We start from the raw sequence: 21913 nt of genomic DNA, 5'->3' as shown, positions 1-21913 counted from the left end.
AAAGGAATCTTAGTCGAAGATGACTAAGATTCCTTTTTTGTTTTGGTTGGTAAATAACTATTCACTAGTAAAGCAATCCCCATGCCAATAAAACTATCAATCACGCGTGCAAACGCGTAAGAGTAAGATTTATCTCCAGGGATCATAAATAAAATAGTGAGTAAAGTTGCGCAAGCACCAACTGTTCCTTCATGAAAACCTAGGTTGGCTAAAGTAGCAATCATGATAACTACGGTAATAGGGATAACGAATAGTTGAATCATATCAGAATTACCAATTAAACTAAAAATAAAAATCACGAAAATAGAGGTAAGTGCACCGACTAAGTTTCCAACGACACGATGTTTCCCATATTTAATGGTATTAATCATATCCTCTCGTAAGGTGAAGATTGAAGTCAAAGCGATAACAATGTAGGTTTCTCTCTTGAAGATAATACTAATGAGTATGCTTAAAAAGACGCAGACTCCGGTTTTAATGGTTCTCATTCCTATTTTCAAACATGTTTCTCCTTCCAACTGTTGCTGTCCTCCTTATCATAGACCAAAATACGGTCCTATTTCAATAGAGGAAAAGAAATAGTTGTCTTTAGATGGCTTAGACGGTTGGATATTTGTATAAAACAGGTATAATGGTCAAGGAGAGAGGGATGACGATGAATCAATTATTATCTATATTAGAAGAAAAATTTGGCTATCAAACCTTCAGACAAGGACAAGACACTATTATTCAAGCTATTTTACAACAACAAGATGTTTTAGGAATTATGCCAACAGGTGGAGGGAAATCGATTTGTTATCAGTTACCAGCCCTTATGATGGAGGGATTAACCCTCGTTATCTCACCACTGATTTCATTAATGAAAGATCAAGTCGATGCCTTAAATGATATGGGGATACCGGCTACGTATATAAATAGTACATTAGACTATTCAGACATAAGGTACCGATTAGGACAAGCGGCTCGTGGAGAAGTCAAACTACTTTATGTTGCCCCAGAGCGCTTAGAAACTTCTGATTTTATGGAGCTTGTAAGACATGTACAAGTTGATTTAATTGCGGTAGATGAAGCCCACTGTATTTCCCAATGGGGACATGACTTCAGACCAAGTTATTTAAAACTAGCAGAAACTATCCGGTCTTTTGTTCCGAAACCTACCATAGTTGCTCTAACAGCTACTGCCACGCCGGAAGTAGCTAAAGATATTTGTCAACAATTATCCATACCAGAAGAAAATCAAGTCACAACAGGTTTTGCTAGAGAAAATCTAGCTTTTCACGTCTTAAAAGATCAAAAAGATGTGTATTTATTAGAGTACTTAAAAATGAATAAAGGGCAATCTGGTATTATTTATGCCAGCACTCGTAAAGAGGTCGAGCGTATTTTTAGGTTGGTTCAACACAGTGGGCTTAAAATAGGCATGTACCATGGTGGTCTAACGGAGTACGAGCGAACCAAGAGCCAAGAAGATTTTTCTTATGATAGAGTACAAGTGATGGTCGCAACCAATGCGTTTGGCATGGGGATTAATAAAAGTAATGTCCGGTTCGTGATCCATGCACAAATACCAGGAAACATAGAGTCTTATTATCAGGAAGCTGGCAGAGCAGGACGAGATGGCCTACCAAGTGAAGCTATTTTATTATATGGGGCTCAGGATATCCAGATTCAACATTACTTTATTGAGCAATCGGAATCAGAAATAGACTACAAACAAAATGAATATTTGAAATTAAGAGAAATGAACCAATATGCCCACACACAGAGCTGTTTACAATGTTATATACTACGTTACTTTGGAGAGAGTGGGAGCGATTGCGGTAAATGTAGTAATTGTTTAGATGATAGGGAATCGGTCGATATCACTCTAGAGGCTCAAAAAGTCTTATCTTGTGTGAAACGTATGGGGGAGAGGTTTGGTAAAGGTCTGGTAGGAAAAGTGTTAACCGGTTCTAAAGATCAAAAAATAACTCAATGGAAATTTCAAGATTTATCAACCTACGGCTTAATGAGCGATTGGACTCAAAAAGAGATCGTACAGCTCATTGATTATTTAACAGCAGAAGGTTATTTAGCCCCTTCTGAAGGCCAATACCCGTTATTATCACTCACAGCATTAGGTATCGATGTGTTATTGGGAAAAGAAAAGGTCTTTAGAAAACAACTAGTGATTAAACAATTAGTCGTAGATGATGCTTTATTTGATAAATTACGGGAGCTACGTTCAGATTTAGCAGATGAACAGAACTTGCCACCATATGTCATTTTTTCAGATAAAACATTGCAAGAAATGATTGAAAAACAACCTCAAACGAACGTAGAATTTTTACAAATTAAAGGCGTCGGACAAAATAAACTGGATAAATACGGGGAAGTCTTTATGGCACTCATTAAAGAAAGTTTATCAAATGATAATTAATACAAAGTAAAATGGATGATGCTTTATATCAATAAAAAAAGAGAGAAGGACCACTGTAATAACAGAGGTTCTTTTTTTATTAACAAAATAACATATATAACTATTAATGTTAGATAGTATGGTATTAATAACTAATTTTATGACAATAAACGGTTTCTTATTCGGTAATAATTATTCAAGGCGTCTTTTATAAAAAAAGATGCGAATAACGAACGGTTAAACCTGACCATTTTCACAAAATATCCGAAGAATTGTTCGGTCTTATCCATTGCAAATAATAATCATTATCAATTAAAAAAGAGAGGTAGAACCTTATGATATCAATGTTTTGTTCATTATCATATTTATAAACAAAATGAATTCAGGTTATCAGAGATTTTTACAAAAAAATATGATAAAATATGTTCGTAAATAGCTAGTATTGTCGTAGAATTATGGAAATATAGGGTTATTTTGAGGATAACCTTGAATATTCCCTTTTTTTTCTGAATTCATAGTGATAAAATCAGATGGTAATAGTTATTATTATTATTTTAGTGTAGTTCTAATTTTGAAATAGGGAGGCAAACAGATGAAAGTTAGTATTTTTACTAGTTGCGTCGTTGACTTGATGTTCCCGAATGTTGGCATAGCAATGGTCGAGGTTTTAGAGAGATTGGGTTGCGAGGTTGATTTTCCAGAAAAACAGATTTGTTGTGGGCAACCAACAATGAACAGCGGGTATGAAAAGGCAAGTCGAGCAACATTAATTAACCAAATTGAAGCATTTGAAGGATCAGAGTATGTTGTTGGTGGTGCAGGTTCATGCGTGGGGATGTTAAGAGAGTATCCTCATCTATTAGCTGACGATCCAATATATGGACCAAAAGCAGTAGAATTGGCTGAAAAAACCTATGAGTTTAGTCAGTTTATTTATCGTGTGCTTGGCTTGAAAGATGTGGGGGCTTGTTTAGACGGCAAAGCAACGTATCATCGGTCATGTCATATGACGCGTTTACTAGGTGAGAAAGAAGCACCCTTTGTGTTATTAGATCACGTTGAAGGGTTAGAGATGATTCCTATTCCACATATCCAAAACTGTTGTGGTTTCGGTGGAACGTTCTCTGTTAAAATGCCAGAAATATCAGAAATGATGGTAACAGAGAAAATGAACGATGTATTAAGTACTGGGGCAGAAATTTTAATCAGTGCTGATATGGGTTGCTTGATGAATATCGGTGGGAAATTTAACCGTGACGGTAAACCGATTAAAGTCATGCACATTGCAGAAGTTCTAAATGAAAACGTGGATCCATCACGTATTAAATTGGAAGCAAAAGTTTAAAAAGGAAAAGTGGTGACTAAAAATGGGAATTTCTACAAGTTCTAAACCGTTCAAAGAACGATTAGAAGACAGTAAAAAAGACGTGTTCATGCAACAAGCCGTTGCAAAAGCTCAAGACACACAATGGGTTAAACGTGAAGGCGCAAGAGATAAGCTAGGTAACTGGGAAGAATGGCGTGAATTAGGTGAACAAATTCGTCAACACACGATTGCTCATTTACCAAATTACTTAGAACAATTCAGTGATAATGTGGCAAAACAAGGCGGTCATGTTTATTTTGCTCAAACGGCAGAAGAAGCGAATGAATACGTTAAACAAATTGTTCTAGAGAAAGAAGCAAAAAAAGTCGTTAAATCAAAATCAATGGTAACCACTGAAGTGGACGTTGACCCAATGTTACTTGAATTAGGTGACGTTAGTGTCATGGAAACGGATTTAGCGGAATTTATTTTACAAATGGATGATTGGGATGAGCCATCTCATATTGTTTTCCCAAGTATTCATAAAAACCGTGACCAAATTCGCTCGGTGTTTGCAGAAAAATTAGGTTATGAAGGGGATAATGATCCTGTTAACTTAGCAAGATGCGCTCGTGAAGAAATGCGTGAGTTTTTCTTAGAAGCGGACGTTGGGATTACAGGGTGTAACTTTGCGATTGCTGATAGCGGTATGATTAACTTAGATACCAATGAAGGTAATGCAGACTTAACAATCAGTATTCCTAAGACACAGATTGTTTTAATGGGAATGGAACGGATTGTTCCTTCAATGAAAGAAGCAGAGGTCTTAGATAACTTATTAGCGAGAAGTGCGGTAGGTCAAAGTTTAACGACTTACGTTACCTTCGCAGGCGCTAAAAAAGAATACGAGTCAGATGGACCAGAAGATTTTCACGTAATCATTGTTGATAATGGTCGTTCAAAAGCATTAGGAACAGAATTCCAATCTGTTTTACAATGTATTCGTTGTGGCTCATGTCTGAATGTGTGTCCGGTATACCGTCACATTGGTGGGCATGGTTACGGTTCTATTTATCCAGGACCCATTGGCGCTGTTTTATCACCCGTTATTGGTGGTTACAAACAGTTTGGTGAATTACCTTATGCTTCAAGTTTATGTGGCGCTTGTACTGAAACATGTCCAGTTAAGATTCCGTTGCATGATTTATTAATTGAGCATCGTAAAGTCATGACAGATGAGCTTGGCATGCAACATGGTTTTGATGATTTCCAAATGAAGGTTATCGGAAAAGGAACGGCTTCACCTTTCTTATTTGGCGCGGCGATTAAATTAGCTCATGGTGGTATGGGTGCATTAAGTAAGAAGAGTAATATTTCTGTACAAAACATGTATCAATACGGTGGTTATATTTCTAAAGCACCAGCTATGGCTAAGGGATGGACAGATGTAAAAGATTTACCACGTCCACCGAAATACAAAGATAGCTTTAGAAAATGGTTTAAAGATCATAAGGCAGGTGAACAATAATGACGACTATTCATAATCGGGAAGCATTCCTAGCTCATTTACACAAACAATTAGGAACAAGCCCTGAAGATACAGAGGTTCATCCTTTTGTTCCCAAAAATGACTTACCTCACACACAATTAGCGGATAAAACAACAGAAGAATTAATCGAAATCTGTGAAGAAAAGCTAAAAGATATCCATACGAATTTAGTTCGCACAACAAGTGAGAATTTGAATGAGGTATTAACAGGTTTAATCAAAGATTTTGAAGGTGGTAACATTTTACTTCCAACAGACACTCGTTTCGATAATGGAACACAAGCCTTCTTAGAGGAAACATATGGTGAGGCTGTTTCTGTTTGGGAACCAGGAGTTGAAAACCGTGAGTCCAACATTAAGAAAGCAGAACAAGCGAATATTGCGATTGCTCATGCAGAATTCTTATTAGCGGAATCCGGAAGTATTGTCGTAGAAACAACAGCAGGACAAGGTCGTTCACTGCACTTTTTACCAAAACACTATATTTCATTAGTGCCTAAAAGTAAAATTGTGCCTCGTTCGACACAAGCCGCTGATTTTTACGCTAACAAAATCACAAAGGGTGAAGAAACAGGCTCGGCCATTCATTTCATTTCAGGACCTTCTAACTCAGGAGATATTGAAATGCAGTTAGTGGTTGGGTTACACGGACCATTAAAAGTTATTTACGTTATTTTAGACGATTTATAAAAAATGGAGCTCCTAGTAGATTCTAGGAGCTTTTTATTTACAAATATGTTATATTTATAGGGCGAATAATGAATGAAGGGGTGAAAAAAATGAGTGTGAGATTCCAAGGGGTAGAAGAATTATCAACCCTTTCTATGATAGGAATTCTAATTGGTATTATCTTACTTATTTCGGCCTTTTTTATCAAACGAAAAAAAGGCGTTTCTCTTGTTAAAAACGCTAGTTTATTATTGGAAGAACAGACAGATGACCATAAAATTAGTAATATGATTCTGAAGTATGTTCCAATGATTATTGTTATTTTACTGTTTGTTTTAATGATTAATCACATCCGGTAGGAGGTAGCTATTAATGAAAAAGGTAAAAATTATGTTGTATACGCTATTAAATTTTATTGCTTTGGAACGAATAGCTAGATGGTTATCTCTTTTAAGTGATGGCTTCTTTCTACCTTTATTAACTTGGATAGGCCTACTCATTCTATCTTATGCAATTGCAGTAGATTTCAAAAACAAAGAGGAATAACCCACAGACGACATAATGGTTGTCTGTGGGTTATTTTTTTATAAGGTCTGAAGGATTGAGTCTAATTGTGTGTTTAGAAATTGAATCGTGTCATGAATGTCTTCTTTGGTTGTATCAGGGGAAATCGTACACATTCTTAAAACAGTCATCCCGTTTAATTTAGTGGTTAAGACATGAGCAAACCCACTCTGTGTGATAGCCTCAGATAATTTAGTGTTTAATCGGTTTAGTTCAGATTCCGTCAATTCCGGATTAGTATAACGGAAGTTTAGGATAGCTGCTTGAGCAGGAGTAATGAGTTCCCAGTTAGGGTCCTTTTCAATGATTGATTGAGTATAGTCTGCCATTTGTACGCCATAATCAATTTGTTCACCTATCTTTTGAGTACCTAATGTTTGTAAACTTAACCAGAGTTTGACGCCACGAGCGGGACGAGATAGTTCAATGCCTAAATCCCAGAAATTTGTTAAGTCATCTTGGTGCGCATCTTCTAAATATTCAGGATCATCACTAAAACTATTAAGCAGAGTTTGTCTATCCTTCACTAAAAGCATGGCACAAGAGTAGGTTTGAAATAACCATTTATGAGCATCCCAAGTAATACTATCAGCTGTTTCAATCCCTTTTACTAGGTGTTTGTAATTCCCAGAAAGTAAGAGAGATGCTCCAAAAGCGCCATCAACATGAAACCATAGTTGTCGTTCTTGTGCAATACGACCGATATCGTCTAAGGGATCAATCACACCCGCATTTGTTGTTCCTGCTGTCGCAATAACAAGGAATGGTTTTAATCCGGCTTCAATATCAGAGCTAATTTGTTGATCCAATGCTTCTGGATTGATTTTTAAATCTGCAGTGGTAGGAACTCTTCTGATTCGGTCATTTGGTATACCAACAACGTGAAGTGCTTTGTTCACACTGTGATGGGCCTGGTTAGAAATATAGACCACACCCTTGGTAATCTCATCAAGTGTCAGATAAGCATCTCTTGCGGCAATCGCTGCGGTTAGGTTTGCTGTAGAACCGCCAGAAACAAAGATTCCGCTTGCTTTAGTTGTATATCCTGCTTGCTGACATAACCAATCAATAAGGCTATGTTCAATGAAGGAAGTACCAGAACTTGGGTACCATCCGCATGCATTTGGGTTATAGAAAGTATTAATCATGTCTCCAAGTTTAGAAATATCTTCAATAGGTGCTGGAATAAAAGCAAAATTTCTAGGGTGCTCACTAATGCTTCGATTAGGGTAGACATGTTGACGTAGCACCTCAACCATCTCATCCACAGGTTTCCCAGTTTCAGGTATTGTCATCCCACCGAGCAAATCAAAAGTGTCTTTGTCAGCTAGTTGGACCACTGGCTGTTCTCTAAAATTGGTCTCTTGCGTAAAGTAATCTTCAATAAATTGTTCCATATGGTGTTTGATTTCCATAACAGTAACATCCCCCTAAAAATAATTGTTATTAACTAAGGATTAGTGTAGCATGGAATTGTCATTAGAATTATTCAACTTTTTGAATAATAGGATTAATAATATTAATAATAAAAAGAGGTCTATAATGGAATTTAATCAATTGAAAACATTTATAAAAGTCGCCCAGTTACTAAGCTTTTCTAATGCAGCAGAGGCGTTAGGTTATTCGCAATCAGCCGTCACGGTTCACATTCAATTGCTGGAAAAAGAATTGAATACGTCTTTGTTTGAACGAATGGGCAGAAAAGTTTATTTGACTGATGCGGGCCGGTTGTTTTTGACAGACGCCATGGGCATCATGAAACAAATTGAGGAAGCTAAATTTAAACTAAAAACCCCTGACCGGCCAACAGGCTCATTGAGAATTGGTACGGTGGATTCTTTAGGAACAACCATTATTCCTACTATTTTACTCCAACTTCATGAGCGTTACCCAGAAATAAAAACGGTGGTTTCTATTGGTACCACAAAAGAATTACAGAACAAAATGAAACACCATGAAATTGATATGATGTTTACATTGGATTATTTGGTATATGGCTCTGAATGGGTCAAAATATATGAGGAAGAAGAAGACAGCGTGTTTGTTGGATCCCTAGACTACATCAAACAATTGCCTGATCAACCAGAGTTAATAGATATTATTAAGCAACCATTTATTTTAACCCAAGAAGGTGTCAGTTACAGAAGAGAACTGGAAGTAATGTTAGCCACAGAAGAGTGCCAACTCATGCCAGAACTAGAGCTTGCTAACCCAGAAACCATTCTTCAACTTTTAAGTAAAGGATTTGGTTTCTCTTTTTTACCACGCTTTGTGGTGGAACATGGTTTTTCTTTAGGTGGATTTGATAGAATTGATTTTAATGTTCCCTCGTCTAATATCAAAGCGCAACTCATTCATCATAAAGACAAGCAAATGACAGGTCCCATGGAAGCATTTAGCGAGTTACTGATTGATTATTATAAAAAGAGACAATAAAAAGCCGAATCTGAAGATTCAGCTTTTATTCCTGTTTGATGTTATTCGTTGTCAATCATGGCTTTATTCGCTTCAAAGGCTTCTACAGTCATCTCTTTGCTGAGTTCACTGTTTTGAGCACCTTTGTCGTAAATAGATTGGGATGTTTGGTATAATTTAAACAATTCGGCTTTTGATACAGGTTCAGTGTTGACTTTAATCGCTTCAACGCCCTCTGTTCCTAACCAGTTAAGACCGTCAACAGCAGTGACAGAGTCTTCTGTAATATGTAATCTGAACCAAGGCTCACCCGTACTCATTTCAGAACTAACGCTAACAATTAAGTCTTCGTTTTCGTAGTTGTAATGTAGGACGTACCCATCAAATTCTAAAGGTTCTGCCCGTGTATCTACGACAGTTGTTGCTAATAATGTTTGGATGTTTTGAGGTAGTGCGTTAAATTGAGTGATGCGTTCAGCATCTGTTTCACCTTCTGTTTCGCTATCAAGGATTTCTGTTGAGGTGTCAACTGAAGATTCTGTTGTGGTCGGTTGGTTATTACCACAACTTGATAATAACATCAAAGAAAGTAAACCAGCCGTTATAACATAACGTTTCATAAATATTTCATCCTTTCATATATCATACTTTTAGTTTAACAAAAAAGACTGAACACGGATAGCTTTAATTGTAAATAACATATATTTTTTAATTTGAAATAGACAATAAAGGAGATGTTTCATTGTGAGATTATGGCACGAGTCATTAATTACCCGGTTGCCAAGGCAACAATTGTTAGGGCAGCATAGGGAAGTATGCGCATTAAGAGGGAATGGTTGGGAAAGAAGGCATCGAACGGTGGATTATGTTTTTGGTTATTCTCCCTACAAGTTATACCAATACCATGAACTTATTATGAAGGAAATGAAAAAAAGAGGGTACAAACCAGATGCCATCTGGGAGGATCCGTTGTACCGGGGAAAAAGTTGCCCAGCCCATGTGGCATTGTCAGAAGTTGAATGGACTGAGCCTGTTTATAAGGAACATGATGACCTTTATTTAGAAGAGTGCTTCCTTAATCTAGAAGAAAAAGGGATTTATTTACGAGAAAAATAAGGTTACAAAGAATTGGCTTCCATTAAAATCGTCATAAAGGTACTTGCCACAGAGGAAAGTGCCATGTTTTTAGCATAGCCGATGCCGATGGAGCGTTTGGGGATGGGCTCTGTTAGAGTGACTTCCCTTAAGATGTCTCTTTCTAGATATTCTAAAGAAAATTCTTTGGTGACACACGCGACGCCTAAATTAATTTTAGCTAAATCAAGTAATAATTCGTGGGAGCCGATTTCGAATTCAGGAATGAGCTTAAATCCTTGTTCTTCAATGTAGCGTTGAATAAAGTGTCTTGAAGTGGACTCTTGGTCTAAACAGATTAGGGGATAATCTAGTAAGTCTTCTAAAGAAATCTCTTGCTCAAACTGGTGGTTAAACTTACTCCCGTAAACAAAGGTATCTTGAATGGTTTTACAGGGGATAATGTTTAGCTGAGACTCTTCAATTGGAAGATTACAGATAATTAAATCCAGTTCACCATTTTTTAAAGTAGTGCATAACTCTTCGGTGGTTCCGTTAGCTAATTTGAATTTTATGTTGGGATGTTTCTCGTGAAAGACTTCCAGCAAAGGAAGTAGGAAATACCTAGAGATAGTATCACTAACACCAATAGCCAAGGTTCCTGCGGATAAGTTTTTTAATTCTTCTAACTTTTGTTCTCCAGAATCAATCAAAGAAAGAGCGTTGTTGATGTAATCGTGCAGTATTTTTCCTTCTTCTGTTAAGGTAACTCCCTTGGGACTTCGGTTGAATAGAAGGGTATCCAGTTCTGTTTCCAATTGATTAATGGACTGGCTGACGGCAGGTTGAGTGAGAAACAAATCATGAGCAGCCTTTGAAAAACTCTTATGTTTTGAAACAGAAATAAAAATTCGGTAAAGATCTAATTTGATAACCATATAACTCCTCCTTATACCTATTATATCATATATTAATTTTACTTATGATGAAAAAAACGGTATAGTACTATGGTAGTCAGATTAATAACGAACGGTTATGAAAGAGGAGAGAGTCTTAGTGGAAAGAACAGTCGGTACCGTTACAAGAGGTCTTCGTTGCCCAATTATCAATGAAGGCGATAAAATAGAAAATATTGTGGTTGAGAGCGTCCTTAATGCCTCAGCTGGTGAAACATTTGAATTAAGAGATAATGACATTGTTGCTGTAACAGAATCAATCGTGGCACGTGCGCAAGGAAACTACGCGTCAATCGATCACATCGCAACAGATATTAAACATAAATTTAACGACGAAACAGTTGGAGTTATCTTCCCAATCTTAAGTCGTAATCGTTTTTCAAACATCTTAAAAGGGATTGCTCGTGGGGCTAAAAAAATTGTCTTAATGTTAAGCTATCCTTCAGATGAAGTAGGGAATCACTTAATTTCATTAGATGCTTTAGATGAAAAAGGTGTTAATCCTTGGACAGATGAATTAACAGAAGTTGAATTCAGAGAACTATTTGGTTATAACAAACATCACTTTACAGGTGTGGATTATATTGAATACTACAAAGAATTGATTCAAGCAGAAGGAGCAGAAGTAGAAGTTATCTTCTCACAAAAACCAAAATCAATTTTAGCGCATACCACATCAGTGTTGGCATGTGATATTCATACAAGATTCCGTACGAAACGTATTCTAGAAGCCAATGGCGCTGAAAAAGTCTTCACACTTGATGATGTATTATCAGAATCAGTAGACGGAAGCGGCTATAATGAAAATTATGGTTTATTAGGTTCTAATAAATCAACAGAAGAAGGGGTTAAACTATTCCCTCGCGATTGCCAACCTGTTGTAGACAACATCCAAGCCCAATTATTAGAAAAAACGGGCAAACATGTTGAAGTAATGGTTTATGGTGATGGTGCATTCAAAGACCCAGTTGGGAAAATTTGGGAATTAGCAGATCCAGTGGTTTCACCTGCCTTCACGAGTGGATTAGAAGGAACACCAAACGAAGTGAAATTAAAATACCTTGCTGATAACAACTTCTCAGACCTAAAAGGGGCAGATTTAGAAGCGGCTATCAAAAAACACATTGACGCTAAATCAGATGATTTAGTTGGCGCAATGGAAGCACAAGGAACAACACCAAGACAATTAACAGATTTAATTGGCTCTTTAGCTGATTTAACTTCTGGTAGTGGTGACAAAGGAACGCCAATCGTTTATATCCAAGGCTACTTTGATAACTATACAAAATAAAAGAAGAAAGACCTTGTCGTGAATGGCAAGGTCTTTCTTTATTCTTCGGATTCATAAATCTCTTGAAAATGATCAAAATCAATATATATCATTGGATTGACAATGTAATTTTCTTTATCCAAAAAGGTGATTTGCTCGCTAACAAGTCCCCTAACTAACTCAAATTCAATGGGGACAGTGATGCGCCGAGAAAATTTCTTATCAGGACCTAAAAATTTGATCGTAGCAAGGATGATTGGTGCCATCGGACGTTGTTCATAAAAAAGGGTAGAAGATGATACCACTTCTTTGGTGATAATGTTGATAGTATCAAATGTTTTCGTTGCTAATGTTTGATTGTCTAGTATGAGGTTTACTTGATTCGCATTAACAGGTTCTAGCTTTACTAGTTGGAATTCTTGGTTTAGTAGGCGTTTGGCTTTACTGTCTTTAGAAAAATAGTTCTGTTTCGCTAATTCAGTTAAATGTTCATCTATTTCAATGCATAGATTCTCTTCGTTGTTTTCTATTGGTTTCACCAAGGCTCGGTAGACTGGAAAGCTAACAAAGAAAAAAGAAATGATAGCTGTTGGCATAGCATATAAAAGAAAAGACCACCAAGGTGTGTTAAAGTGAAACAAACAAAAAAAACTGATGACACTAACAATAGGAAGTAACAAAGTCAAGGAAAGCTTAAATAACATGTTCTTCTCTGAATTGTAGTCATCAAATCTTGTTAGATATTTATCGATATTGATCTGGACAAGAGTCAATAAATCCAAGTTTTCATAGTAGCGCTTATGTCGTTTTCGTGAAAACAAGAGACTCACTCCTTTTTATAACACTCCTATTGTATCGGTTTGTCGAAAAAAAGTCTATTTAAAGTTTTGGTTTTGCTAAATTTAAATAGGATAAGAATAGTAATCAGTTAGTAAAACTGTTAAAATAGAGTGCGGTATGTGGAGGAAAAGACAATGAAACAAGAACTAGACGATTACAGTCACTATTTAAAAATTGAAAGAGGTTTATCTGAAAATACGGTCATCAGTTATCAAAGAGATATGACACAATACCTCTTGTTTTTAAAAGAGCAACAGATAGGCTCTTGGTCTGAAGTGGACCGATTTGTTGTGTTGGATTTTTTAGAAGCCCTTCGCCAATCTGGTAAATCATCAGCTACAATTATTCGCATGGTATCGACTTTACGTAAGTTTCATCAATTTTTACGTCAAGAAGGATTGGTGGAGGTTGACCCTATGCAATACATCGATACGCCAAAAAAGAAGCAAAAATTACCAAAAACATTATCCATTAAAGAAGTCGAGAAGATCCTGGAATCTCCGGATGTAACAACGCCACTTGGCATTAGGGATAGGGCTATTTTAGAGGTAATGTATGCTACGGGATTAAGGGTGACAGAGTTAATTACTCTAAAGCTAGACGATTTGCATCTTTCTTTAGGCTTGATTCAAACCATAGGTAAGGGTGAAAAGGAGCGTATCATTCCAATTGGTGATATTGCTATGAACTGGATTCAGCGTTATTTAGATGAGGTTAGACCTAGCTTAGTGATTAAAAATAAAGGGGCCCAACCAGAGGAACTCTTTTTAAACTATCAAGGGAAGGCGTTTTCTAGACAAGGTATTTGGAAGAACCTGAAAATACATGTCCAGCATGCAGGGATTGATAAGGAAGTTACCCCTCATACCTTGCGTCATAGTTTTGCTACCCATTTGTTGGAAAATGGGGCTGATTTAAGGATTGTGCAAGAATTATTAGGTCACGCTGACATATCAACTACCCAAATTTATACCCACATTAGTAAACAACGTATGGCGGATGTTTACAAACAATATTTTCCTCGATCATAAGAGAACTGAAGGATGACAGAATGAGTAATTTGAACGTAAAATTAGAAATTTTTGAAGGGCCATTGGATTTACTCCTTCATTTAATAAAAACCTTAGAAATTGATATTTATGATATTCCCATCGCAGAAATCACTGAGCAGTATATGGCCTATATTAAATCAATGAAAGTATTGGATTTAGAAATAGCAGGGGAATATATAGTGATGGCAGCTACCTTGATGTCAATAAAAAGTAAAATGCTATTACCAAAAGTCGAGGTCGTTTTTGATGATGAACTGGAATACGATGAAGATGATCCAAGGGAGCAATTAGTGGCCCAACTATTAGAGTATAGAAAATATAAATACGGGGCTCAGGTATTGAAAGAAAAAGAATCAGAGCGTGGCTTGTATTATACGAGAGAGTCAGCGACGTTAGATGATTTTAGAGAGGCACCAATCGAGCTTGTCCCAAATGAAATCACAACGATTGATTTGTTTTTAGCTTTTCATGATATTTTGAACCGACAAAAAGAGCAACGAGAGATACCGGCGACGATTATCACGGAAGAATTTACCATTGAAGGTAGAGTCGAGATAATCAGACAAAAACTGAAAGGGTTGAAAGATAAAGGTTCTGTCAGTTTTGAGTCTCTGTTTGAAAGGTATCATCGTATGGAAATCGTGACAACTTTTATGGCAGTGTTAGAATTGATGAAAGAAGGAGAAATTGTTGCCAGGCAATCAGATCCGACCCAACCTATTTTATTATTTGCCAAATAAGGGAGAGAAACAGAGTTATGAGTATTTTAAGTAAAATTGAAAGCCTGCTTTTTGTTGCTGGAGAAGAGGGAATGACTCTTAATGAGTTAACCTATGTACTCAATGTCAGTAGCTCAAATGTGTATGAATCTGTTGTGTATTTAAAAGAGCAATATGAAGCAGATGAAGACAAAGGATTGACCATTCTAGAATTGGGGGATGTCTTTATCCTAAGCACTAAAAAAGAATTAGCTAGTGTTTTAAAAAAATACGCACAATCTTCTATTAGTCAATCTTTGTCCCAAGCAGCATTAGAGAGTTTGGCGATTATTGCTTATAAACAACCTATCACACGTGTTGAAATTGAAGAAATCCGTGGCGTACAATCCAGTGGTTCTCTTCAAAAGCTTCAAGCAAGACGGCTGGTCCAAGAAGAAGGTCGGGTAGAAGGGCCAGGCCGAGCTAAGTTATATGGAACGACACAGTATTTTTTAGATTACTTTGGCTTAAAAACAATTAAAGAATTACCTGAAATAGAAGAATTAGAAAACAAAGCAGAAGAAGTGATTCCACAAGATTTGTTTTTTGAACGATTTAAAGATCAGTTTGATCAAATAAGTGACCAATAAGGAGAATGAACATGGAACGATTGCAAAAAGTAATGGCTCATAGCGGGGTAGCATCACGACGTAAATCAGAAGAGATGATCCAACAAGGACGCGTCTCAGTGAATGGCACAATAGTAAGAGAACTAGGTGTTAAAGTAAGTGGAAAAGACCGAGTGGAAGTCGACGGTGTACCAATTTATCAAGAACATCACGTATACTACGCTTTCTATAAACCACGTGGAGTTATTTCAGCAGTAACAGATGACAAAGAGAGAAAAGTGGTTAATGATTATTTCCCAATGGTGAAAGAACGTATTTTTCCAGTAGGCCGTTTAGATTATGATACATCAGGTTTGATCCTTATGACGAACGATGGAGAGTTTGCGAATCGTATGACCCATCCGAAACACGAAATGGAAAAAACATATGTAGCGAAAGTAAAAGGAATGGCTTCTAACGAATTGTTAAAGGCCTTGCGTCATGGTGTGACTTTAGATGGGCGTAAGACAGCTCCTGCTAAGTTCAAAGTTTTGTCTGCAGATAAGAAAAAAGAAACGAGTTTAGTAGAACTAATTATTCACGAAGGACGTAATCATCAAGTAAAACGCATGCTTGAAGCTGTTGGGTTCCCAGTATTAAAACTAAAACGTGAAAAAATTGGGCATTTAGATTTAATTGGTTTATCTCCAGGTAATTACCGTGAATTGAGTAAAAAAGAAGTAAGCCAACTTTTTGTTGCTGCTAATAAGTAAGTATCTTTGATTTTTAAGAAAATTATTGTATAATGAAAGTATAAAAAAATAAACAAGGTCGTCTTCACGGGCAGGGTGTAATTCCCGACCGGTGGTTATAGTCCACGAACTATTTATCCGTAAATAGCCGAATTGGTGAAATTCCAATACCGACAGTTAGAGTCTGAGTAAAGAAGATAGGGCTTATTTGAGGATAATAATATCAAGTAAAGCACTGTTTTTTTGCCATGCATATGTGAGGCAGAAAGACGGTTTTTTTATTGTTATCTTTGAAGTGTCTGAAGATGTCCCTTAACAGGAGGATTTTCAATGAGAAAAACGAAAACAGAACGAATGGTGGTTATTTCACTATTAGCAGCATTTGCTTATATATTGCTGTTAATTGATTTCCCCGTATTATTAACTTTTCCATGGTTAAAAATTGATTTTAGTGATATCCCAATATTAATCGGGGCATTTCTATACGGTCCAGCGGGAGGAGCGATGATAGCATTTGTTCGTTCAACCTTAAAATTCATCACAAGTGGTGGGGATTTGGGTAGTTTGATTGGAAATACAACAGGATTCTTAGCGTCTCTGACATTAATTTTTCCAGTGTATTATTTAAGTAAAAAAGGCACATCAACCAAAGGGTTAATCAGAGGACTGGCATTAGGTACAGCCATGTTAACGGTTTTTATGGCCGTTGCTAACTACTACGTTATTACGCCGTTCTATCTATATGTTTTAGGAATGGATTTTGGTATGCCTATAGCAGAGATGGTGCTGTACGGTGTTGTTCCCTTTAATATTATTAAAGGAATTATAGTGAGTTCTGCCTTTGTTGTGGTTTATAAAAAATTACTGCCAACCATTGAAAAACGATTAACCGTCGTTGATCATAAGGTATCTCAATAATAAATGTAGAAAGAAGCGTTTCGACGCTTCTTTTTTTATGAATAAATTGTGAATTAATTCCGATCGTTTTGTAACTTTAGTCATATAACTGTAACATAAACGCGTGATTTAGTGTAGAATAGAGATGTATCTGAGCTTTTTTTGTAGTTTTCACCATAAAATCAAGAAATCTATTGATATAATTGTAAAATTGTTTTAATATATGTTACATAACGGTAAAGGAAGGTGTGGCGGTTGGAAGGCAAGAAAACATACATTACAGGAATCAATGGACTAAGGTCCATCGCCGTGCTAGGTGTTCTAATTTATCATTTACTACCGAAATATTTACCTGGAGGGTACTTAGGAGTGCCTTTATTTTTTGTTATTTCAGGTTATTTAATGACAAATATATTACTAAATCAATGGGGGCGTTCGCATAAAGTCTCCTTGGGATCCTTTTATAAAAAAAGAATGAAACGGATTTATCCTTCATTACTTATTGTGTTACTTCTTTTTGGTAACTGGGCAATGTTTTACTCTAAGGCATTTTTATTAAACTTTAGAGAAGTTGTTGCGACCAGTTTACTTAATATCAATAATTGGTGGCAAATGAGCAGTGGGTCTTCTTATTTTGATCGTTTTGGGAATGAATCCTTTTTTACTCATTTATGGTCACTATCAATAGAAGGACAATTTTATCTTATTTGGCCTATTGTGTTTGCTTTTGTGATGTACAAGCAAGAAGATACGAAACGATTGAAGCATGCCGTGCTATTTTTAGGAGGTATATCTGCATTATTGATGGGTTTGTTGTATCAACCTGATATGATTGACCGAGTGTATTATGGAACAGATACGCGTTTGTTTTCAATTATGTTTGGTTCATGGTTAGCCATTGAATTACAAGAGAAAAATAAAATATACGACTTAATGGTTGCTAGAGATAAAGCTGTAGGGTTGGTTTCTTTCGCGTTACTATGTGCTAGTTATTATTTTGTGACGGATACAGCGAAAATGACTTATTTTGGTGGGATGTTTGTTTTTAGTGGCATCGCTACATTGCTTCTTGGGACAATTATTGTGTCAAAAGACATGAATCGTTTGTTTACTAATCCTTTATTTGATTGGATTGGGACCAGAAGTTATGAGATATACTTATGGCAATACCCAGTTATTGTGGCCTATGAAAAAATAACCGGTTGGAATGGTCAAAATGTTTGGTTACATTTGTTGCTACAACTGACTCTTATCTTAATTTTATCAGAATTAACGTATCGTATCGTTACGAAAATGAGCCGTTCTTCCTTGAAGGATGTCTTCTCTACAATCAAAGAGAAGAAGTTAATAATGGGCGTCTGTGTCCTGATAATGCTTGGTTTTAGTGGCAGTTTAGTGATGGCTACGAGCGGCAAGACCGAAGCAAGCCAAAATCTAGAAAATAAGCTAAAAGAAAATAAGAATAAACTAGAAGAAGGCCCAACACAAGCTACATCCGAGGTCAAGGAAAGTTCAACAACAGAGGAAAGTGGTACAGTTGAATCTACGTCAGAAACAACCATAGCGTCGACAGAAGAAACAATTGAGCCTAATCCGATAATTGCTCCCTTAAAAGAAAAGGAAAAAGAACAGGCTAAGAGCATAAAACTTGGAGCGATAGGTGATTCTCTTTTATTAAGTGCTGCACCAGAAATCCAAACAGTGTTCCCTAACAGTAAAATAGATGCAGAAGTGGGCAGACAGCTGATGGATAGTTTAGAGGTGTTTAAAAAAGCAGAGAAAAAAGAGCAATTAGGAGATGTGGTACTTGTTGTTTTAGGTACTAATGGTAGTTTTGAGAAGAAAGACATCGATGAGATTATGGCTGTTATTGGTGACAGACCTGTTTTCTTCATGAACACAATGGTAAACAGGCCTTGGCAAACATCAGTCAATAAGGAACTTGACAATACAGCGAAAAGATATGATAATGCCCATTTGATTGATTGGAAAAGTATTTCCGAAGGGCAAACGACATGGTTTGAAGAAGACGGTATTCATGTTAATATTGAAGGTAGCGAGGCATTTACTTCTTTAGTAACACGTGAAATATTAAAAGAAGTCAAATAAAAAAGTTATCTCGCCGTGATGGGTGAGATAACTTTTTATTTTTTAAGTAAGATAGCGCGAGTGGGACAATGTCTGTATGCTTCTAATAGAGCTTCTGGAATATCATCTGGCACTGTTTTATCAAGGTCTTCAGACTCTAAAAATTTGACAAGCCCATTATCATAATAGTCGAAAAAATCAGGTGCTTTGATTTGACAAAGGCCACAAGCAATACATTTTTCTGGAACAATAACACATTTCATAACTAAAAACTCCTTTGAGGTGAATGATGACTTATATTAATCGATTTATTTTATCTTGTTTTAAACACGAAGAAAACATGCGTGCATCCACATTGTACCACCTATTGAAAGGAAAAAAAACTGCCTCAACCTTAACTTATGGCTATTTTTATCAATTATTACCTTATTACTACCTATACCCTCGTTTAGAAGAAAAAGAGTACCAACATATCCTATATGAGCTTGTTCAGGAAGGGTACTTGTCTAAGGAAGGGGAAGGGATTTACCGAATGACCGAGAAGGGGAAGGTGGTTGTGGCAAATCATCCAATGAACATGATTGGTCTAGATAAAATAAGGTATTGGAAATACGATGTGTCTTTTTGGCAAAAAATTCTATTTATTACTCAAATTTTATCAGAAAAGAAACATAAGAATGCAAGGTATTGGCCGATTGAAAGCAATCCCTATAAGCAGCAAATCATTAAACACTGGTTAGCTCAACAACAAGATGATGTGATAGGCTCGTTCTATAATGAATGGGTATCCATCGTTCAAATACTCCCTGAGGAACGTGAGATATTTCTAACATATCAATTAGTAGGACATGACATAACGGGACAAACCTTGTATCAACTTGGGCAAGAACAGGGGATGTCTTATTATGAAAGTGATTTTATTTTTTATGACACTTGGCACAGGGTTATAACTCATATCTTGTCTAATCCTGATAGATACCCTGTGTTTTTATCTGTATTGAATTTGGATATGAACGGGAGCAAAAAAGAAACCATGGAAATAACATTTGATTATTTTTCTAAGGGGATGTCTATAGAAGAAATTGGTATTCAGAGGCATTTGAAAAGCAGTACTATAACAGATCATATTTTAGAGTATTATTTGACAAACATGGCATCTGGCTCGGATTTGTTTTTAACTGAGGACACGAAAAAACAGATGTCAGTATACGTTGCAACGAACCCTGATTTTAAGCATTGGCGTTTTAAAGAGTGCCAAGCAGCATTTCCACAACTCAATTTCTATCAATTTAGATTTTATCAATATTTTTTAACCGAACAGGAGGCTGAGAGATGGAAACCTTAGAACAAATATTAAACAAACGGTTTGGTTATGCGACATTTAAGCCAGGGCAAAAAGCAACTGTAGAAGCCTTGTTGAAAGGGTCGGATGTCTTATCTATTTTACCAACAGGGACAGGTAAATCTTTGTGTTATCAATACCCTAGTTATTTTTTTGAAGGCCATACTCTCATTATTTCTCCTCTCATTTCCCTAATGGAGGATCAGGTCAATCAATTAAGACAACAAGGGGAAAAGTCTGTTGTGGCTATTAATAGCCTCCTAGATTTTACCTCAAAGCAACAATTAATTCGCCAATTGTCTCGGTTTAAATTTATTTTTACGAGTCCAGAAATGTTAAATCAAGAAGACATCCTAGAACAATTAAGGCACATTGGTATTAGTCTGTTTGTTGTGGACGAGGCTCACTGTATTTCCCAGTGGGGCCATGAATTTCGTCCTAGTTATTTACAGTTGAATCAGGTTAAAGCGAGGTTATCGAACCCGTTAACATTGGCACTCACTGCAACAGCTACTGATATTGTTCGACAAGACATTGCAGAACAGCTGTTTACAAAGGAGTATGAGCAGGTATTACTATCTGTTGATCGCCACAATATCTATTATGATGTAGTGATGACAGAAGATAAGAGTGCTTATATTATTGATTTTGCTAAATCGAATCCCGTGCCTGGTATTATTTATTTTTCTAGTAAGAAAGAAGCTGAGCGTGTCGCTAACTTATTAAATGAGGCGCTTGATTTCAAGGTTTCTTTTTATCATGGTGATATGAGCAATGAAGACCGGATGAAAATTCAACAGCAGTTTATCACAGATGACATTCGGATTTTATGTGCAACGAGTGCCTTTGGTATGGGAATCAATAAGCCTAATATCCGTTATGTGATTCATTACCATGTGCCAGAAAGCCTAGAAAGTTTCGTGCAAGAATCTGGCCGTGGGGGACGGGATGGTGAGCAGAGTATTTCAATTGTCCTTTATAATGAAGGGGATGAGAGAATTCATTTCTTTTTACATGATGACACCTTTAATCAAAAAAAAGATTTAATGTTTTTAAAAGGGAAAACAGAGGAGGAAGTCGCTAAGATGACGCCTCTGTTAACAGAGTTACAAGCCAGATGGTTAGAACAAATCCTTAAAAGCGACACAAGTTGGGAACAATTTGAGCAACAACTAGAGCGTAAGAAAAAACAGCACACACATAATGTGTATAGAATGAAAGATTACATGCTTCAAAAAGAATGCCGAAGAGAGCATATCTTAAGTTACTTTGGGGACGATGATGTTCATTTAGAAAAACCAGAATATTGTTGTGATTTATGTTCGGATAAACGACCGGATATTAACCAGATGACTGATATAACAGTCATTTCAGATGATGAAAAAAGTGGGTTAAAACGATTAGAAAAATTATTTTTTCAATAAATGTAAAGCTTT

23 protein-coding genes and 1 riboswitch are annotated in these 21913 nt (G+C 36.4%); of the genes, 17 read left to right on the top strand and 6 right to left on the bottom strand.

Going from position 1 to position 21913, the window contains the following annotated elements; all coding sequences use genetic code 11:
* Window positions 1–23: 23 nt before the first annotated feature.
* A complete protein-coding gene (locus tag ACVWM0_RS06500) occupies window positions 24–488 on the bottom strand; it encodes an FUSC family protein (protein ID WP_476473681.1) in 465 nt (154 codons plus the stop codon).
* 167 nt (window positions 489–655) lie between these two features.
* Between ACVWM0_RS06500 and recQ the strand changes: the two genes are divergently transcribed.
* From recQ to ACVWM0_RS06470, 6 genes are all read left to right on the top strand, one after another.
* The gene (gene recQ / locus ACVWM0_RS06495; protein WP_476473680.1) at window positions 656–2419 is read left to right on the top strand and encodes a DNA helicase RecQ; all 1764 of its coding nucleotides are present in this window, start codon (window positions 656–658) and stop codon (window positions 2417–2419) included.
* A gap of 571 nt (window positions 2420–2990) precedes the next feature.
* Window positions 2991–3743, top strand: a complete 753-nt coding sequence (locus ACVWM0_RS06490) for a (Fe-S)-binding protein (RefSeq protein ID WP_476471832.1) — start codon at window positions 2991–2993, stop codon at window positions 3741–3743.
* A gap of 22 nt (window positions 3744–3765) precedes the next feature.
* Window positions 3766–5232: a LutB/LldF family L-lactate oxidation iron-sulfur protein gene (locus tag ACVWM0_RS06485; protein ID WP_476471831.1), complete on the top strand. Its 1467-nt coding sequence runs from the start codon at window positions 3766–3768 to the stop codon at window positions 5230–5232.
* Window positions 5232–5942, top strand: a complete 711-nt coding sequence (locus ACVWM0_RS06480; RefSeq protein WP_476471830.1) for a LutC/YkgG family protein — start codon at window positions 5232–5234, stop codon at window positions 5940–5942. Before ACVWM0_RS06485 ends, ACVWM0_RS06480 begins: the two co-directional genes overlap by 1 nt.
* Before the next feature lie 89 nt (window positions 5943–6031).
* Window positions 6032–6280 (top strand): hypothetical protein, encoded by a 249-nt coding sequence (locus ACVWM0_RS06475; RefSeq protein WP_476471829.1) that lies wholly within the window; start codon window positions 6032–6034, stop codon window positions 6278–6280.
* Between the two features lie 13 nt (window positions 6281–6293).
* Window positions 6294–6467 (top strand): hypothetical protein, encoded by a 174-nt coding sequence (locus tag ACVWM0_RS06470; protein ID WP_476471828.1) that lies wholly within the window; start codon window positions 6294–6296, stop codon window positions 6465–6467.
* A 38-nt stretch (window positions 6468–6505) separates the two neighbouring features.
* Here ACVWM0_RS06470 and ACVWM0_RS06465 read toward each other — a convergent pair whose 3' ends face one another.
* Window positions 6506–7900 (bottom strand): pyridoxal phosphate-dependent decarboxylase family protein, encoded by a 1395-nt coding sequence (locus tag ACVWM0_RS06465; protein ID WP_476471827.1) that lies wholly within the window; start codon window positions 7898–7900, stop codon window positions 6506–6508.
* 127 nt (window positions 7901–8027) lie between these two features.
* Here ACVWM0_RS06465 and ACVWM0_RS06460 point away from each other — a divergent pair, with 127 nt between their 5' ends.
* Window positions 8028–8921 (top strand): LysR family transcriptional regulator, encoded by an 894-nt coding sequence (locus ACVWM0_RS06460; protein ID WP_476471826.1) that lies wholly within the window; start codon window positions 8028–8030, stop codon window positions 8919–8921.
* A gap of 41 nt (window positions 8922–8962) precedes the next feature.
* Here ACVWM0_RS06460 and ACVWM0_RS06455 read toward each other — a convergent pair whose 3' ends face one another.
* Window positions 8963–9520: a hypothetical protein gene (locus ACVWM0_RS06455; RefSeq protein ID WP_476471825.1), complete on the bottom strand. Its 558-nt coding sequence runs from the start codon at window positions 9518–9520 to the stop codon at window positions 8963–8965.
* Window positions 9521–9644: 124 nt separating this feature from the next.
* Here ACVWM0_RS06455 and ACVWM0_RS06450 point away from each other — a divergent pair, with 124 nt between their 5' ends.
* Window positions 9645–10016 (top strand): TIGR02328 family protein, encoded by a 372-nt coding sequence (locus tag ACVWM0_RS06450; protein ID WP_476471824.1) that lies wholly within the window; start codon window positions 9645–9647, stop codon window positions 10014–10016.
* Between the two features lie 2 nt (window positions 10017–10018).
* Here ACVWM0_RS06450 and ACVWM0_RS06445 read toward each other — a convergent pair whose 3' ends face one another.
* Window positions 10019–10912 (bottom strand): LysR family transcriptional regulator, encoded by an 894-nt coding sequence (locus ACVWM0_RS06445; RefSeq protein WP_476471823.1) that lies wholly within the window; start codon window positions 10910–10912, stop codon window positions 10019–10021.
* A gap of 118 nt (window positions 10913–11030) precedes the next feature.
* On the opposite strand from ACVWM0_RS06445, the gene ACVWM0_RS06440 reads away from it, so the two are divergent.
* Window positions 11031–12221 (top strand): coenzyme F420-0:L-glutamate ligase, encoded by a 1191-nt coding sequence (locus tag ACVWM0_RS06440; RefSeq protein ID WP_476471822.1) that lies wholly within the window; start codon window positions 11031–11033, stop codon window positions 12219–12221.
* Window positions 12222–12259: 38 nt separating this feature from the next.
* On the opposite strand, the gene ACVWM0_RS06435 is transcribed toward ACVWM0_RS06440, so the two are convergent.
* Complete coding sequence (locus ACVWM0_RS06435; protein WP_476471821.1) at window positions 12260–13021, bottom strand: hypothetical protein; 762 nt, start codon at window positions 13019–13021, stop codon at window positions 12260–12262.
* A gap of 153 nt (window positions 13022–13174) precedes the next feature.
* Between ACVWM0_RS06435 and xerD the strand changes: the two genes are divergently transcribed.
* From xerD to ACVWM0_RS06405, 6 genes are all read left to right on the top strand, one after another.
* Window positions 13175–14071, top strand: a complete 897-nt coding sequence (gene xerD / locus ACVWM0_RS06430; RefSeq protein WP_476471820.1) for a site-specific tyrosine recombinase XerD — start codon at window positions 13175–13177, stop codon at window positions 14069–14071.
* Between the two features lie 20 nt (window positions 14072–14091).
* Entirely contained in the window at window positions 14092–14832 is a 741-nt protein-coding gene (locus ACVWM0_RS06425; protein WP_476471819.1) for a segregation/condensation protein A, read from the top strand.
* Between the two features lie 17 nt (window positions 14833–14849).
* Entirely contained in the window at window positions 14850–15440 is a 591-nt protein-coding gene (scpB, locus tag ACVWM0_RS06420; protein ID WP_476471818.1) for an SMC-Scp complex subunit ScpB, read from the top strand.
* Window positions 15441–15451: 11 nt separating this feature from the next.
* Window positions 15452–16171 carry a pseudouridine synthase gene (locus ACVWM0_RS06415; RefSeq protein ID WP_476471817.1) on the top strand — a complete coding sequence of 240 codons (720 nt, stop codon included), beginning with the start codon at window positions 15452–15454 and terminating at the stop codon, window positions 16169–16171.
* Between the two features lie 56 nt (window positions 16172–16227).
* Window positions 16228–16353: riboswitch (FMN riboswitch) on the top strand.
* A gap of 127 nt (window positions 16354–16480) precedes the next feature.
* A complete protein-coding gene (locus ACVWM0_RS06410) occupies window positions 16481–17068 on the top strand; it encodes an ECF transporter S component (RefSeq protein ID WP_476471816.1) in 588 nt (195 codons plus the stop codon).
* Window positions 17069–17302: 234 nt separating this feature from the next.
* Window positions 17303–19156: an acyltransferase family protein gene (locus ACVWM0_RS06405; protein WP_476471815.1), complete on the top strand. Its 1854-nt coding sequence runs from the start codon at window positions 17303–17305 to the stop codon at window positions 19154–19156.
* A gap of 35 nt (window positions 19157–19191) precedes the next feature.
* On the opposite strand, the gene ACVWM0_RS06400 is transcribed toward ACVWM0_RS06405, so the two are convergent.
* The gene (locus ACVWM0_RS06400; protein WP_476471814.1) at window positions 19192–19398 is read right to left on the bottom strand and encodes a ferredoxin; all 207 of its coding nucleotides are present in this window, start codon (window positions 19396–19398) and stop codon (window positions 19192–19194) included.
* Between the two features lie 23 nt (window positions 19399–19421).
* Here ACVWM0_RS06400 and ACVWM0_RS06395 point away from each other — a divergent pair, with 23 nt between their 5' ends.
* A complete protein-coding gene (locus ACVWM0_RS06395) occupies window positions 19422–20480 on the top strand; it encodes a helix-turn-helix domain-containing protein (protein WP_476471813.1) in 1059 nt (352 codons plus the stop codon).
* The gene (locus tag ACVWM0_RS06390; protein WP_476471812.1) at window positions 20468–21901 is read left to right on the top strand and encodes a RecQ family ATP-dependent DNA helicase; all 1434 of its coding nucleotides are present in this window, start codon (window positions 20468–20470) and stop codon (window positions 21899–21901) included. The genes ACVWM0_RS06395 and ACVWM0_RS06390 overlap by 13 nt, the downstream gene beginning before the upstream one ends.
* Window positions 21902–21913: the final 12 nt, after the last annotated feature.

The organism is Vagococcus sp. 211, assembly GCF_056322705.1.
Note: the sequence above shows the minus strand (reverse complement) of the source record. Positions and strands in the feature narration are given on the sequence as shown.

Coding starts and splice junctions, on each gene's coding strand:
- scpB (WP_476471818.1), top strand. CDS start 14,850: ATGAGTATTTTAAGTAAAATTGAAAGCCTGCTTTTTGTTGCTGGAGAA.
- ACVWM0_RS06485 (WP_476471831.1), top strand. CDS start 3,766: ATGGGAATTTCTACAAGTTCTAAACCGTTCAAAGAACGATTAGAAGAC.
- ACVWM0_RS06390 (WP_476471812.1), top strand. CDS start 20,468: ATGGAAACCTTAGAACAAATATTAAACAAACGGTTTGGTTATGCGACA.
- ACVWM0_RS06475 (WP_476471829.1), top strand. CDS start 6,032: ATGAGTGTGAGATTCCAAGGGGTAGAAGAATTATCAACCCTTTCTATG.
- ACVWM0_RS06455 (WP_476471825.1), bottom strand. CDS start 9,520: ATGAAACGTTATGTTATAACGGCTGGTTTACTTTCTTTGATGTTATTA.
- ACVWM0_RS06470 (WP_476471828.1), top strand. CDS start 6,294: ATGAAAAAGGTAAAAATTATGTTGTATACGCTATTAAATTTTATTGCT.
- ACVWM0_RS06425 (WP_476471819.1), top strand. CDS start 14,092: ATGAGTAATTTGAACGTAAAATTAGAAATTTTTGAAGGGCCATTGGAT.
- ACVWM0_RS06445 (WP_476471823.1), bottom strand. CDS start 10,912: ATGGTTATCAAATTAGATCTTTACCGAATTTTTATTTCTGTTTCAAAA.
- ACVWM0_RS06460 (WP_476471826.1), top strand. CDS start 8,028: ATGGAATTTAATCAATTGAAAACATTTATAAAAGTCGCCCAGTTACTA.
- ACVWM0_RS06395 (WP_476471813.1), top strand. CDS start 19,422: ATGATGACTTATATTAATCGATTTATTTTATCTTGTTTTAAACACGAA.
- ACVWM0_RS06415 (WP_476471817.1), top strand. CDS start 15,452: ATGGAACGATTGCAAAAAGTAATGGCTCATAGCGGGGTAGCATCACGA.
- ACVWM0_RS06500 (WP_476473681.1), bottom strand. CDS start 488: ATGAGAACCATTAAAACCGGAGTCTGCGTCTTTTTAAGCATACTCATT.
- xerD (WP_476471820.1), top strand. CDS start 13,175: ATGAAACAAGAACTAGACGATTACAGTCACTATTTAAAAATTGAAAGA.
- recQ (WP_476473680.1), top strand. CDS start 656: ATGAATCAATTATTATCTATATTAGAAGAAAAATTTGGCTATCAAACC.
- ACVWM0_RS06400 (WP_476471814.1), bottom strand. CDS start 19,398: ATGAAATGTGTTATTGTTCCAGAAAAATGTATTGCTTGTGGCCTTTGT.
- ACVWM0_RS06480 (WP_476471830.1), top strand. CDS start 5,232: ATGACGACTATTCATAATCGGGAAGCATTCCTAGCTCATTTACACAAA.
- ACVWM0_RS06490 (WP_476471832.1), top strand. CDS start 2,991: ATGAAAGTTAGTATTTTTACTAGTTGCGTCGTTGACTTGATGTTCCCG.
- ACVWM0_RS06465 (WP_476471827.1), bottom strand. CDS start 7,900: ATGGAAATCAAACACCATATGGAACAATTTATTGAAGATTACTTTACG.
- ACVWM0_RS06410 (WP_476471816.1), top strand. CDS start 16,481: ATGAGAAAAACGAAAACAGAACGAATGGTGGTTATTTCACTATTAGCA.